Raw genomic sequence first — 13,878 nt, forward strand, 5'->3', positions numbered from 1 at the left:
GTAAAGCGCCCTAATTCCCGGAACCTTGACTGGCAACAGCCGTTAATGCGGCAATAAGCGCGGGAGAATAGCGCTCCCCCCGTGCACGATTGAAAGAACCGCCGGAAATATTGCGCATCCGGCTATCAGACCGCCCAAACGCCGGGGCGAACAACGAAGGGATTACAATTATCATGGCAGACCCCATCAGCACCGAACCGACCGCAACCACCACGCCGGCCATGGGCGCGACCACCGCGACCGACCGCGAAACGCTGGGCGTCGATCACAAGACCGAGGCGAAGTCGCGCTTCTCCAATGCGCTGAACGAAGCGAAGGCGGGCGCCGCCGCACTGAAGGCCGAGGCGTTCGACCGCGGCAATCAGTACAAGGAACGCGCCAACGAAAAGGGCGACCAGTTCAAGGGCGATGCCGCCGCCTATGGCGACCAGGCAAAGGCGAAGGCCAGCGATTATGCCTATCAGGGCAAGGCAAAGGCCAGCGAAGGCCTGACCTCGCTCAGCCGCATGATCAACGACAATGCCGCGACGCTCGACGAAAAGCTGGGCCCGAAATACGGCGATTATGCCCGCTCCGCCTCGCGCACCCTCGAAGAGCAGGCGGCCAAGCTCGATTCCAAGAGCATCGAGGAGCTGACCGAGGACACGCGCACCTATATCCGGTCCAACCCCGGCACCGCGGTCGGCATCGCCGCTGCGACCGGCTACATGCTGGCCCGCCTGTTCCGTTCGGGCAAGTGATCGCCTCGACACCGCAAACGATGATCCGATCGACCGGCGCCATTTCGGCCCGCGATAATCTCAAGGCGATCGAAACGGGGCCGCTGGCATGACACAAAGCTATACCGACGCAGGCGATCCGCGGGTTAACCCCGTGGATCCCTACGATACCCACATTGAAACCGATCCGGCGGCCGAACGGTCGCTCGTCGATGACGTTCGCGCGCTCATCGACGATGGCAAGATGGTTGCCGAGGCCGAGCTCGATTTTCAGAAGAAGCGCGTCGCCTATGGCGCCGGGCAGGCTGGCGGTATCGTGGGCCGGTTCGGCGCGGCGGCTGTCGTTGCGCTGCTCGCCGGTATTGGCTTTACGGTCGGGCTCATCATCGCGCTGGGTACGCTCATCACGATCTGGGGCTCTACCGCGGTCGTGACTTTGGTCTACCTGCTGGTTGCGCTGGGACTGGCGAAGTCCGGTCAGAAGCGGCTTCGCCATGTGCAGGCCGTCATTTCCACCACCGACCGGACGGAGAGCCGCTGATGCCCGTGACCGAAAGCGAAGTCCTCGAAGCGAAGCGGTTGCGCGGCTCTGCCCGCACCGTGTTCGATACGCAGAAGGCGCTCGTTCGGGCCGATCTCGACGCGGCTGGCGTCGGCACGCGGATCAAGAACCGCCTCACCGAAGAGGGCAGGCACCTGTCGGACAAGGCGAGCGAAACGGCCTCCGAACATCCGCAGGCGGTGAAGGCCGGCGCGGCCGCACTCGTCGCCTGGTTCGTGGGACGCCCGGTGCTCGGCGCGATGATCGGCGGGATCGCCGGCCTGTTCGGTTTCGGATCGGACGACGAGGAATACTGAAGCCGCCCGCAGATCCGGCATAACGCCCCACCCCAATCACAAGGAATTTTTTATGCAGACCCAAGCCAATACGGAGCTTTATCCCGAACCCGACACCAAGCCGTCCCTGTCCGACCGCGTATCCGCGGCACAGGAGCGGATCGCGGAAAGCACCGCCCCTGCGCGCAGCAAGGCCGGCGATGCCGCCGTCGCCACGAAGAATTTCGTGAGCGAGCACCCGTTCATCGCGGTCGCTGGTGCGCTCGCGGTCGGTGCGATCATCGCGGTGTCCCTGCCCGGTCGTCCGGGCCGCAAGGTGCGCGGTTCGGTCATGGCAGCCGGCGGCACGATCGCCGAGCTGGCCGCCACCTATGGCGCGCAGCTGCTTGAAATGGCGGAAGACGCCAGCAATGCGAGCCAGGAAAAGCTCGAGGAAATCGGCGACAGTATTGCCGAGGCGACGAGTGCCCTCACCGGAAGCGCGCGGATCGCGGGCGAAAGCGCGGTCGACAGCGTGTCGCGCGCGGGAGAGCGCACCGCTGACTCGCTGGAGCGTGCGGCACATTCGACCATGCGCGAAGGCCGCACCCTGGTCTCGCGTCTTCGCCGCTGATCGCCGCGAAACGCAAACATGGCTTCGGCGCAGGGCTTGCAGGTCTTGCGCCGAAGCCGTTTTCGTTTAACCCACGCAGCCGAACCGCGTTGGACGACACGCGGTCGCTTCTCGCCAACGATATTTCGCAGCATAAGGTAGCAACGCGCGATGGGACAGAAATTGCATCTCGTTCTGGGCGGCCGGGTCAAGGATCCGCGCGGCATTGAATTCGAGAATCTCGAGCAGGTCGATCTGGTCGGGGTCTACCCCGATTTCGACAGCGCCGAAAACGCCTGGCGCAGCGCGGCGCAGCGCACGGTCGACGATGCCGAGATGAAATATGTCATCGTGCACCTGCATCGCCTGCTGGAACCGCATCTCGCCGATCATGAAAAGATTGCCGACGCGGAATAAGAAAAGGCTCCGGATCACGCGATCCGGGGCCTTTTTCTCGATCCGATCCGCAAGGATTCAGATGAATTCGATCTTGTCGATGAGGTAGAACCTCTCGCCCGACGGGACGGTGACTTCGATTTCCTCGCCAACCTTCTTTCCGATCAGCGCGCGGCCCATCGGACTGGAATAGCTGATGCGGCCTTTTTTCGCATCGGCCTCGGTCTGACCGACGATCTGGTAACGGATCGGCTTTTCATCCTCATCCAGCATGCTGACCGTCGCGCCGAACACGACCTTGTCGCCCGAAAGCGTGGCGGGGTCGATGATCTGTGCACGGCTGACGCGATCCTCAAGATCGGCGATGCTCGCCTCGACCTGGCCCTGACGCTCCTTCGCCGCGTGATATTCGGCGTTTTCGGACAGGTCGCCATGCGCACGCGCCTCTTCGATGGCGTCCACGATCCGGGGGCGTTCCTCGCGCAGCGCTTTCAGATCCGCCGTCAGCTTCTCGTAGCCCTCGGCCAGCATGGGGACTTTTTCGACGGCCATTTTAGAACCATTCCTTACTGTTGTGTGACAGGAAAACCGGCCGCCTTGCCAGATGGAAGGCGACCGGTTTGCCCGCTATATGCGATGTGTCGTCAATTCAGCCGCTATAATAGGACTGAAGCGAGCGTACTTCAAGCGTTCCGCCGCGTTGCGCGACGATCGCATCGGCGGCGGCCACGCATGCGGCCGCGGTGGTATAGGACGGCACGCGCTCTTCCAGAGCGGCGGTGCGGATCGACTTGCTGTCCTTGAGGCTCTGCCAACCTTCGGTCGTGTTGAAGATCAACGCGACGTCGCCATCCACGATCCGGTCGACGATATGCGGCCGGCCTTCCGCGACCTTGTTCACGATATCGACGGCAATGCCGTTTTCGGACAGGAAGCGCGCCGTGCCGGACGTCGCGATGACATCGAAACCATTATCGGCGAGCTTGCGCACCGCGGGCAGGATCGTCTGCTTGTCCGTCGACTTGACCGACACGAACAGGATGCCCTTTTCCGGAAGGCTCGCGCCCGCGCCGAATTGCGACTTGATGAAGGCGGAGGTGAAATCGGCATCGATGCCCATGACCTCGCCCGTGGATTTCATTTCCGGCGACAATACAGGGTCGGTGCCGGGGAAACGGGCGAAGGGGAACACCGCCTCCTTCACCGCGACATGGTCGATCCGCCGGTCGATGACGGGCAGATCGGCGAGCATTTCGCCCGCCATCACACGCGCGGCGATCTTGGCGATCGGCTGCCCGATGGCCTTCGCGACGAAGGGCACGGTCCGGCTTGCACGCGGGTTCACCTCGATCAGGTAGACCTCCCCGTCTTTCACCGCGAACTGAATATTCATCAGCCCGACGACCTTCAACGCACGGGCAAGCGCATCGGCCTGACGCTCCATCTCCTCGATGATCGTCGCAGGCAGGCTGTAGGGAGGGAGCGAGCAGGCGCTGTCGCCCGAATGCACGCCCGCTTCCTCGATATGCTGCATCACGCCGGCGACGACGACATCGGTCCCGTCGCAGATCGCATCCACATCGCATTCGATCGCATCGCGCAGATACTGGTCGATCAGAACCGGCTGATCCCCCGATACGTGCACGGCGGTTTCCATGTATTGATCGAGCTGCGCCTCGCTGTCGACGATTTCCATCGCCCGCCCGCCAAGGACATAGGACGGGCGGATGAGCACGGGAAAGCCGATGCGCGCCGCGATCGCCCGCGCCTCTTCCTGGCTGCGTGCCATGCCGTTCGCCGGCTGCTTCAGCCCGAGCTTGTTGACCAGCGCGGAAAACCGCTCCCGGCTTTCGGCAAGGTCGATCGCATCGGGCGAGGTGCCGAGGATGGGAATGCCCGCATCCTCCAATGCCTGCGCCAGTTTGAGCGGCGTCTGCCCGCCGAACTGCACGATCACGCCATGCAGCGTGCCACGCGACCGCTCGACATCGAGGATCTCGAGCACGTCCTCCGCCGTCAGCGGTTCGAAATAAAGCCGGTCGGACGTGTCGTAATCGGTGCTCACCGTTTCCGGGTTGCAGTTGATCATGATCGTTTCATAACCGACCCCGCCCTTCTCCACATCGCCCAATGCGAAACAGGCGTGGCAGCAGCAATAGTCGAATTCGATCCCCTGCCCGATCCGGTTGGGACCGCCGCCCAGGATCACGACCTTCTTCGCGTCGGTGGGATCGGCCTCGTTCTCCGCCTCGCCGAACAAAGGCTGTTCATAGGTGGAGTACATGTAAGGGGTAATCGCCTCGAACTCTGCGGCGCAGCTGTCGATACGCTTGAACACCGGACGCACGCCGAGCTTGTGGCGCAATTCGCGGATCTCTTCTTCCGACGTGCCGCCGGCCATCGCCTTGATCGCGTCGTGGAGCAGGCCGGAGCGTTTCGCCTGTGTCTCCGCCATGCCGCCGGCCACGCCAATGCTGCGCACGGCGAGCGTCGAGAGCCGCTTGTCCGAAAAGCCCATCGCCTTGAGCCGTAGGAGACCCTCGCGCGTGCGGGGCACACCTTCTTTCAGGATGATGCTCTCCTCGGCGATGATCTGGTGGATATGCCGCAGGAACCATTTGTCGTATTTCGTGACGGCATGGACCTCGTCCACGCTCAGCCCTTCGCGAAAGGCCTGCGCCGTGACGACCAGCCGTTCAGGCCGCGCGACCGACAAGGCCTCGACGATCCGGTCCTTGGTCGCCCCTTCGAGTTCCTCGATCCGGTTGAAGCCGTCCAGCCCGATCTCCAGACCGCGCAGCGCCTTCTGCATCGATTCCTTGAAATTGCGGCCGATCGCCATGACCTCGCCCACCGATTTCATCGCGGTGGAGAGGCGATTGTCGGCGCCCTTGAACTTTTCGAAGGCAAAGCGCGGGATTTTCGTGACGACGTAGTCGATCGTCGGCTCGAAACTCGCCGGGGTGGCGCCCGTAATCTCGTTCGTGATCTCGTCCAGCGTATAGCCGACGGCCAGCTTCGCCGCGACACGCGCGATGGGAAAGCCGGTCGCCTTGGACGCGAGTGCCGATGAGCGCGACACGCGGGGGTTCATCTCGATTACGATGAGGCGGCCATCATCCGGGTTCACGGCGAATTGCACGTTCGACCCGCCGGTTTCCACGCCAATCTCGCGCAGCACCGCGATGCTGGCGTTGCGCATGATCTGATATTCCTTGTCGGTCAGCGTCAGCGCGGGCGCGACAGTGATGGAATCGCCGGTGTGCACGCCCATCGGATCAACGTTTTCGATGGAACAGATGATGATGCAATTGTCGTTCCGGTCCCGGACGACTTCCATCTCGTATTCTTTCCAGCCGAGCAGCGATTCCTCGATCAACACCTCGGTCTTGGGGCTGGCCTCCAGCCCGTCGCGGACGATCTTCTCGAACTCCGCGCGGTTGTAGGCAATGCCCCCGCCCGTCCCGCCGAGGGTAAAGCTGGGCCGGATGATCGACGGCAGCCCCGTGCGCTCCAGCACGGCAAGCGCGTCCTCCATCGAATGGGCGATGCCCGACCGCGCACTTTCGAGGCCGATCTTGTCCATCGCCTCGCGGAAACGCTGGCGGTTTTCGGCCTTGTCGATGGCGTCGGCATCGGCGCCGATCATCTGCACGCCATATTTGTCGAGCACGCCCGTTTCAGCCAGCGTCAGCGCGCAATTGAGCGCGGTCTGCCCGCCCATGGTCGGCAGGACGGCATCGGGCCGCTCCTTCGCGATCACCTTCTCGACGAATTCCGGCGTGATCGGCTCGACATAGGTGGCGTCCGCCATTTCCGGGTCGGTCATGATCGTGGCCGGGTTGGAATTGACGAGGATGACGCGGTAGCCCTCCTCCTTCAATGCCTTGATCGCCTGCGTGCCCGAATAATCGAACTCGCAAGCCTGCCCGATGATGATCGGCCCCGCGCCAATGACGAGGATGGATGAAATGTCAGTGCGTTTGGGCATTAAAAGTGCCTCTTTCCAAGATCGACCAACCGTTCGAAGGCTGCTTTGTCTAGCCGTATTGTTTGCGACAATTTTCCATGGATATCCCGTGTGGAGCGTCCATAAGTATCAATTTGCAGGAAACGCTCCGCCCCGCAGTCAACCAAGCGAACGACAGCTTTTCCGACTTCGCCATGCGGTTGGGCGTTTTCGTTTACTCTGACCGTGAGAGTTCCGATGGTTGCCATTGTTTAAGCCTCCAACTCACCCACGAACTTCTCGAACAGGTAGAAACTGTCCTGCGGCCCCGGCGATGCTTCGGGGTGATACTGCACCCCGAACGCTTTCTTGCCGGCAATCGAAATCCCGCAATTGGTTCCGTCGAACAGCGAGCGATGCGTTTCCACCACCCCGTCCGGCAGCGTGTCGCCATCTACTGCGAAGCCGTGGTTCATGCTGGTAATCTCGACCAGGCCTTGCGTGTCGCCCCAGGTGTCGCCGACGCGTTGCACCGGGTGGTTGGCGCCGCGGTGCCCCTGATGCATCTTGGTCGTTTTCGCGCCGGCGGCCAGCGCCAGCATCTGATGCCCCAGACATATGCCGAAGATCGGCACGTCGCGATCGAGCAGGGCGCGGATCACCGGCACGGCATATTCGCCCGTCGCCGCCGGATCGCCCGGCCCGTTCGACAGGAACACACCATCGGGCTTCAATGCCACGATCTCGTCCCGCGTCGCGCGTGCCGGAACCACGGTTACCCGCGCCCCCGCCCGCACGAGATTGCGGAAGATATTGTCCTTCGCGCCGAAATCCATGGCAACGACATGCGGGCGTTCCCCGTCCGCCGCGGCGCCATATCCGGTGCCCAGTTCCCACACGTCGCCGGTCCAGCCTTCCTGCACCTCGCGGCTGGCGGGTCCGGCAAGGTCGAGCCCCTCGAGCCCCTGCCACCCCTGCACCCGGGCGAGCAGTGCGGGAATGTCGAAATTGCCATCGGGATCATGCGCGATGCAGACGTTCGGCGCGCCCTGCACGCGGATCCGGCGAGTCAGCGCGCGCGTGTCCAGCCCGGCGATGCCGATCTTTCCGTTCTCCCGCATCCAGGTGGGAAAATCGCCCATGCTGCGGAAATTGGAGGGGTCGGTGACATCTTCACGCACGACGCATCCGACCGCGCTGTCGACCGCGCCCTCGACATCCTCTGCATTCGATCCGACATTGCCGATGTGCGGGAAGGTGAAACACACCACCTGCGCGGCATAGGAGGGGTCGGTCATCACCTCCTGATACCCGGTCATCGCGGTGTTGAAGCACATTTCGCCGACCGCATGGCCCGTCGCCCCGAAGCCGCGTCCCCATGCCACATGGCCATCCGCAAAAACCAGAGCGGCGGTCGCTCCCTTTGGTTGTGGCGCATGCGTAGTTGCGGCGTCGGCCATGTGTGGGCGCTCCGTTCTTGTCCAGTGGTTCGGCGATGTTCGCTAAGGCCCAGCGGCTAGCCTCGCGCGCGGCGGCGGTCAAGCTAGGAACGCGACGTTTTTACGGCTACCGACGCGGTTCAACCAATCTCCTATGCGAATGGACATGGCACATGCTGCGCGACACGATCAAATCCGCCCAGATTCAGGCAATGAAGGAGAAGGACAAGGAACGGCTGGCCGCGGTCCGCCTGATTCTCGCCAAGATCAAGGACCGCGACATCGAGATGCGCACCGGCAACGCATTGGGCGAACCGGCCGATGACGATGCGATGGTGATTGAAGTGCTTCAGAAAATGGCGAAGCAGCGCAAGGAATCGATCGCCATGTATAACGAGGGCGGCCGCGCCGAACTCGCCGCCGCGGAACAGGGCGAGCTCGCTGTGATCGAGGAATTCCTCCCGCAGCAGATGAACGAGGCGGAGACGAAGGATGCCATCGAAAAGATCAAGACGGACACCGGCGCCACCGGGATGAAGGACATGGGCAAGGTCATGGCGGAACTGAAAGCGCGGCACGGCGCGGTCCTCGACATGAGCAACGCCAGCCGGCTGGTGAAGGAGAGCCTCGCCTGATGACGGGGCGGATGGCAGGAGCGCCGTGCGTCGCCGCGTTGGGCGCACTGACCGTGTTGCTCGGCGCATGTTCGCAGGCCGAGCCGGCGCAGGACGAAACCGTTGCAGAGCAGGCCATCGACGATGCCGATGCCGCGGACGGCGAACTTCTCAACCCCGAGGATTTCGCCCGCAGCATGATCGGCCCGCGCATCCTCGGTCCGCAGGGGCCGACGGTGCAGTCCCGCTTCGAAGGGCCGGACGGAACCACGGGGACGATCGAATCCTACGTCGCCTGCCCGATCGAGACGAGCGGCAGCGCGTGCAACCCCGCCGAACTGCCCGAAACGACGATCTTCACCTATGTCATGCGCGTAACCCCGGATGAACGGGCGAGCGCGTTTCGCACCGCCATTCCCGTCTTCGGCTATGCAGGCGTCGCCGGGTTCGAGGAAGCGGAGGCACAGGCCGCGCTCGGCGGCGATGCGCGGCTTGAACTGCGCTGCGTCAATGGCGGGCTGTTCTATTCCGTGGTCGGCGGCGAAGGATGGCGCGCCGGGGCGCCGATCACGTTCTTCTGGCAGGGGACATTGCCGCCTGCCGGTCCCGCGCAGGCGTATCAGCTTGTCGCCGGCGGCAGGATCGGGACCGCAGAGGGACCGGCCCCGGCACAGCAGACCACGGGCGGCTGCTGAACCCCGCGCATTCCCGCGGAACCTGACGGAGGGCCGCAAGCGCCGCTTGATTTGCGCGTCCCATCCGCGCAGGGAAGCGGGCATGGCGCTCTCCCCGCAATGGCTGGACGAATTGCGATCGCGGATCACGCTGTCCGCGGTCGTGAACCGGACCACGCGCCTCCAGAAGGCAGGGCACGAATTCAAGGCGTGTTGCCCCTTTCACAACGAAAACACGCCCAGTTTCTACGTCAATGATGCCAAGGGTTTCTACCATTGCTTCGGCTGCGGCGCGCATGGCGATGCGATCCGCTGGCTCACGGATCAACGCGGCCTGCCCTTCATCGATGCGGTCAAGGAGCTGGCGAGCGAGGCCGGGCTCGAAATGCCGGCCCCCGATCCCCGCATGGCGCAGGCCGCCGAACAACGCGCGACGCTGCACGACGTTCTGGCCGAGGCGCAGGGGTGGATGGTCCGCAATCTCGCCTCCGACACGGGGCGCGCGGCGCGGCAATATCTGGCGCAGCGCGGTTTTTCCGAGAAGGCCGTGCGGGAATTCGGCTTCGGCTATGCGCCCGATTCGCGTGGCGCGATAAAGGAAGCGCTCTCCGGCTTTCCAACCGACATGCTGGTCGAGGCGGGCCTGCTCATCGATGTGGAGAACAAGGCACCCTATGACCGGTTTCGCGGGCGGCTCACGCTCCCGATTCAGGATCGTCGCGGGCGGGTCGTCGGCTTTGGCGGGCGCATCCTCGATGCCGATACGAAGGCGCCGAAATACCTCAATTCCCCCGAAACGCCGGTCTTCGACAAGGGGCGCACGCTTTACAATCTCCACCGCGCGGCGACCGCGTCGCGGCAGGCGAATCGAATCGTCGTCGTCGAAGGCTACATGGACGTGGTCGCGCTCGCCGATGCGGGAATTGGCGAAGCCGTGGCCCCGATGGGGACCGCGCTGACCGATGCGCAGCTGGAGATTTTGTGGCGGCTCGTCCCCGTGCCCGTGCTGTGTTTCGATGGCGATGCGGCGGGGCAACGCGCGGCGATGCGGGCCATTTCGCGGGCGCTTCCCTTGCTGCGTCCGGGGCACAGCCTGCGCATCGTCACCCTGCCCGAAGGCATGGACCCCGACGATCTCATCCGCCGCGACGGGGCGAGCGCCTTTGCCGAACTTCTCAGGAATGGCGAGGGGCTGGCCGAGATCATCTGGCGACACGAACGCGCCGCCGCGCCGCTCTCCACGCCGGAGGACAAGGCGGGTCTGAAAAGTCGCCTGCTTGCTCATGTCGACACCATCGCGGATAGCGACATACGCTCGCTCTATCGCCGGGAACTCCTCGATCGCTATGGTGCGTTTGCCTTTCCCCGGCGCGAACGGGGCAAGGATTTCGTCCGGGCACCGGCGGGAAAGCGGGGTTTCGACCGTCGGCCCGCGATTCAACCTCCCTCGCAGGAGCTTCGCCAGATGACGCCGGCGGCGGCGCGCGACAGGCTGATTGCCGCGATCCTGGGCGGCTTGCTGCGCCATCCCGAATGCCTCGACCATTATGCCGAGCGGCTCGCCCGGCTTCATCCCGCGAACCCGGACCATGCCGCCGCGCTCGATGCGATGCTCTCGCTTGTCGATGATGGCATGGCCGATGGCGGGACAGGGCGCAGAAAACCGCTTGAAACAAAAGATATTGCGGCCATATTGCAGGCACGTGGACTGGCCCTGCCCGACAGGGAAACGATCGGCGGCATGCGATTTGCCTTCTTGACCGATCGAACAACGCCGGCCGAAGCCACGCAAGAACTGGCGGAAGCCATCGGTCTGCTGGTTGAAAAACCGGCGATCGAGGCGGCGCTGGCCGACGCGACCGCGCGTTTTGCCGAAGATCCGGAGGGAGCTTTTGTAGAACAGCAGCGTTTGCTTAACAGAAAACTGGAATTCGAACGCCGTCTTGTGCAAATGGCAGCCTCGCGAGGGACACCATCCGCAAATGTCGCGGACGATATGGCAGGAAAGAGCAGAACGACCGAACATGGCTGACAAGGGCGAAACCGGCGATGCGCCGCTCATCGATCTGAACGAAGGCGCGATCAAGAAGCTGATCGCGCGCGCCAAGAAGCGTGGCATCATCACCTATGACGAACTGAACGAGGCGCTGCCCCAGGATCAGATGTCGTCCGAGCAGATCGAGGACGTCATGTCCGCGATCAGCGAGATGGGTGTCAATATCGTCGAAAACGACGACGATTCCGAAGGTGACGGTGATTCGGACAATCCGGATGCCGGCGACGTCGATGAAATTGCCGATGATGGCGCCGATGCGAAGGATCCCAAGACCGAGCATCAGGCCCCGGCCAAGAAGAAAGAGACGAACGAGCGGACCGACGACCCCGTCCGCATGTACCTGCGCGAGATGGGCGCGGTCGAACTGCTCAGCCGCGAGGGCGAGATCGCCATCGCCAAGCGGATCGAGGCGGGCCGCGACATGATGATCATGGGCCTGTGCCAGAGCCCGATCACCTTCCACGCCATCATCCACTGGTCCGAGGCGCTCAACAACGAGGAGATGCAGCTTCGCGAGATCCTCGATCTCGACGCGATGCTGTCGAAGGAGCCAGCGCCCGAAAACCTCGAAAACGAGGATGACGGCAAGGACGGCGAAATCAGCGAGGAAACCGCCGGCCCGTCGTTCAAGGACGACGATGACGACGACGACAGCGATTCCGAAGACGGCGAGGACGGCGAAAAGTCCAAGCGCGACGACGAGGAGGAAGAGGACAACACGCTCTCTCTCGCGCAGATGGAAGCCGCGCTCAAACCCGATGCAATCGAACGTTTTGCCCGGATCACGACGCTGTTCCGGCAGTTCGAGACATTGCAGACCGATCGCATGGAATCGCTCGCCCGCGGGGACAGCTTTCCCGAGGCGCGCGAAAAGCAGTACGAGAACCTGTCGGACGAGCTCACGGCCGAGGTCGAGAGCATGCAGTTCCACGCGACGAAGATCGAGTTTCTCGTCGACAATCTCTATGCCTTCAACCGCCGGCTGACGGCGCTGGGCGGGCAGATGCTGCGCCTTGCCGAACGGCACAAGGTGAAGCGCGCCGATTTCCTCAAGGAATATATCGGCAACGAGCTCGATGAAAACTGGCTCACCGAAATGGCGGGCAAGGACAAGAAATGGGCCGCCTTCGCCGAGAAGGAAGCCGATTCGGTCGAGCGTATCCGCATCGAGATTTCGGACATCGCGGCGCAGACCGGCATGAGCCTGCCCGAATTCCGCCGCATCGTGAACATGGTGCAGAAGGCGGAGCGCGAGGCCCGGATCGCGAAGAAGGAAATGGTGGAGGCGAACCTGCGCCTCGTGATTTCCATCGCCAAGAAATACACCAATCGGGGGCTGCAATTCCTCGACCTCATTCAGGAAGGCAATATCGGCCTCATGAAGGCGGTCGATAAATTCGAATATCGCCGCGGTTACAAGTTCAGCACCTATGCGACCTGGTGGATTCGTCAGGCCATCACCCGGTCCATCGCCGACCAGGCGCGCACGATCCGCATCCCGGTCCACATGATCGAGACGATCAACAAGCTGGTCCGCACGAGCCGGCAGTTCCTCCACGATCAGGGCCGCGAACCCACGCCGGAGGAGATGGCCGAAAAGCTGTCGATGCCGCTCGAAAAGGTTCGCAAGGTGATGAAGATCGCCAAGGAACCGATCAGCCTCGAAACCCCCATCGGCGACGAGGAGGATTCGCATCTCGGCGATTTCATCGAGGACAAGAACGCGATCATCCCCGTCGATGCCGCGATTCAGGCCAATCTAAAGGAAACCGTCACCCGCGTCCTCGCCAGCCTGACCCCGCGTGAGGAGCGCGTTCTGCGCATGCGGTTCGGCATCGGCATGAACACCGACCACACGCTGGAGGAAGTCGGACAGCAGTTTTCGGTCACCCGCGAACGTATCCGCCAGATCGAGGCGAAGGCGCTGCGCAAGCTCAAGCATCCGAGCCGCAGCCGCAAGATGCGCAGCTTCCTTGACCAGTAAGCCCGCCTGATCCAAGCCCCTCTCCGAACGGTCGGAGAGGGGTTTTTCACATGATTCGCCTGGCATTTCCTTTCGCCGCCATGATCGGTGCCATCATCGCCGCACCGGCCCATGCGGATGAGGAAAGCGCCCTCGCCCTCGCCCGGCAGATCGTCGCCGACGCCTATCCCCAAGAGCAGCGGGCCGAGATGTTCGGCGGTGTCGCCGACGCCATGTCGGCACAGATGATGAACGCGGTGGGCGCCGACGTCCCGCCCGGCGTGCGCGCCATCGTGGAGGAGGAAACCAACCGGTTTCTCGCCGAGGGCAAGATCGTGCTGACGCGGCATATTCCCGCGCTCATGGATTCCTACGCGATCGCCTATCGCGACGAGTTCAGCGAAGCGGAATTGCGCGATATTGCCGAATTCGTCAAAACGCCGACGGGTTCGACCTTTCTCATGCGGTCCGTGAAGATGATCGAAAATCCCGCATTCGCCGATGCGAACGAGGCCTATATCTCTGAAATCATGGCGATGATGCCCGAACTGCGCAAACGCGTGGAATCGCGGGTGATCGCCTATCTGGAGGCGCAGGACGCGGGATAAGGCGCCGTTCCGGTCGATAAAATCCCGCCGC

The 13,878-nt window shown here is 63.2% G+C and carries 14 protein-coding genes; 10 read left to right on the forward strand and 4 right to left on the reverse strand.

Going from position 1 to position 13,878, the window contains the following annotated elements; translation table 11 throughout:
* The first annotated feature begins 173 nt into the window (after positions 1-173).
* From Q0897_RS10775 to Q0897_RS10795, 5 genes are all read left to right on the forward strand, one after another.
* Entirely contained in the window at positions 174-740 is a 567-nt protein-coding gene (locus Q0897_RS10775; RefSeq protein WP_299309445.1) for a hypothetical protein, read from the forward strand.
* Positions 741-828: 88 nt separating this feature from the next.
* Entirely contained in the window at positions 829-1,260 is a 432-nt protein-coding gene (locus Q0897_RS10780; RefSeq protein ID WP_202084760.1) for a phage holin family protein, read from the forward strand.
* Positions 1,260-1,577 (forward strand): hypothetical protein, encoded by a 318-nt coding sequence (locus Q0897_RS10785; RefSeq protein WP_299309447.1) that lies wholly within the window; start codon positions 1,260-1,262, stop codon positions 1,575-1,577. The genes Q0897_RS10780 and Q0897_RS10785 overlap by 1 nt, the downstream gene beginning before the upstream one ends.
* A 52-nt stretch (positions 1,578-1,629) precedes the next feature.
* The gene (locus Q0897_RS10790; protein ID WP_299309449.1) at positions 1,630-2,169 is read left to right on the forward strand and encodes a hypothetical protein; all 540 of its coding nucleotides are present in this window, start codon (positions 1,630-1,632) and stop codon (positions 2,167-2,169) included.
* Positions 2,170-2,319: 150 nt separating this feature from the next.
* Positions 2,320-2,565 (forward strand): DUF4170 domain-containing protein, encoded by a 246-nt coding sequence (locus Q0897_RS10795; protein WP_299309450.1) that lies wholly within the window; start codon positions 2,320-2,322, stop codon positions 2,563-2,565.
* Positions 2,566-2,622: 57 nt separating this feature from the next.
* Here Q0897_RS10795 and greA read toward each other — a convergent pair whose 3' ends face one another.
* The 4 genes from greA to carA form a co-directional block, all read right to left on the reverse strand.
* Complete coding sequence (gene greA, locus Q0897_RS10800; RefSeq protein ID WP_202084769.1) at positions 2,623-3,096, reverse strand: transcription elongation factor GreA; 474 nt, start codon at positions 3,094-3,096, stop codon at positions 2,623-2,625.
* Positions 3,097-3,193: 97 nt separating this feature from the next.
* Complete coding sequence (gene carB, locus Q0897_RS10805; protein ID WP_299309453.1) at positions 3,194-6,535, reverse strand: carbamoyl-phosphate synthase large subunit; 3,342 nt, start codon at positions 6,533-6,535, stop codon at positions 3,194-3,196.
* Complete coding sequence (locus Q0897_RS10810; protein WP_299309455.1) at positions 6,535-6,762, reverse strand: hypothetical protein; 228 nt, start codon at positions 6,760-6,762, stop codon at positions 6,535-6,537. The genes carB and Q0897_RS10810 overlap by 1 nt, the downstream gene beginning before the upstream one ends.
* 3 nt (positions 6,763-6,765) lie before the next feature.
* A complete protein-coding gene (gene carA, locus Q0897_RS10815; protein WP_299309457.1) occupies positions 6,766-7,953 on the reverse strand; it encodes a glutamine-hydrolyzing carbamoyl-phosphate synthase small subunit in 1,188 nt (395 codons plus the stop codon).
* A gap of 152 nt (positions 7,954-8,105) precedes the next feature.
* Here carA and Q0897_RS10820 point away from each other — a divergent pair, with 152 nt between their 5' ends.
* From Q0897_RS10820 to Q0897_RS10840, 5 genes are all read left to right on the forward strand, one after another.
* The gene (locus tag Q0897_RS10820) at positions 8,106-8,567 is read left to right on the forward strand and encodes a GatB/YqeY domain-containing protein (protein ID WP_299309459.1); all 462 of its coding nucleotides are present in this window, start codon (positions 8,106-8,108) and stop codon (positions 8,565-8,567) included.
* A complete protein-coding gene (locus Q0897_RS10825; RefSeq protein WP_299309460.1) occupies positions 8,567-9,241 on the forward strand; it encodes a hypothetical protein in 675 nt (224 codons plus the stop codon). Before Q0897_RS10820 ends, Q0897_RS10825 begins: the two co-directional genes overlap by 1 nt.
* Before the next feature lie 82 nt (positions 9,242-9,323).
* Positions 9,324-11,252 (forward strand): DNA primase, encoded by a 1,929-nt coding sequence (gene dnaG, locus Q0897_RS10830; RefSeq protein ID WP_299309462.1) that lies wholly within the window; start codon positions 9,324-9,326, stop codon positions 11,250-11,252.
* Positions 11,245-13,260: an RNA polymerase sigma factor RpoD gene (rpoD, locus tag Q0897_RS10835; protein ID WP_299309463.1), complete on the forward strand. Its 2,016-nt coding sequence runs from the start codon at positions 11,245-11,247 to the stop codon at positions 13,258-13,260. The genes dnaG and rpoD overlap by 8 nt, the downstream gene beginning before the upstream one ends.
* Positions 13,261-13,310: 50 nt before the next feature.
* Positions 13,311-13,847, forward strand: coding sequence for a DUF2059 domain-containing protein (locus Q0897_RS10840; protein WP_299309465.1), 537 nt, complete (start codon positions 13,311-13,313; stop codon positions 13,845-13,847).
* Positions 13,848-13,878 lie beyond the last annotated feature (31 nt).

The sequence above is a fragment of the uncultured Croceicoccus sp. genome (assembly GCF_947496385.1).
Taxonomy (GTDB): domain Bacteria; phylum Pseudomonadota; class Alphaproteobacteria; order Sphingomonadales; family Sphingomonadaceae; genus Croceicoccus.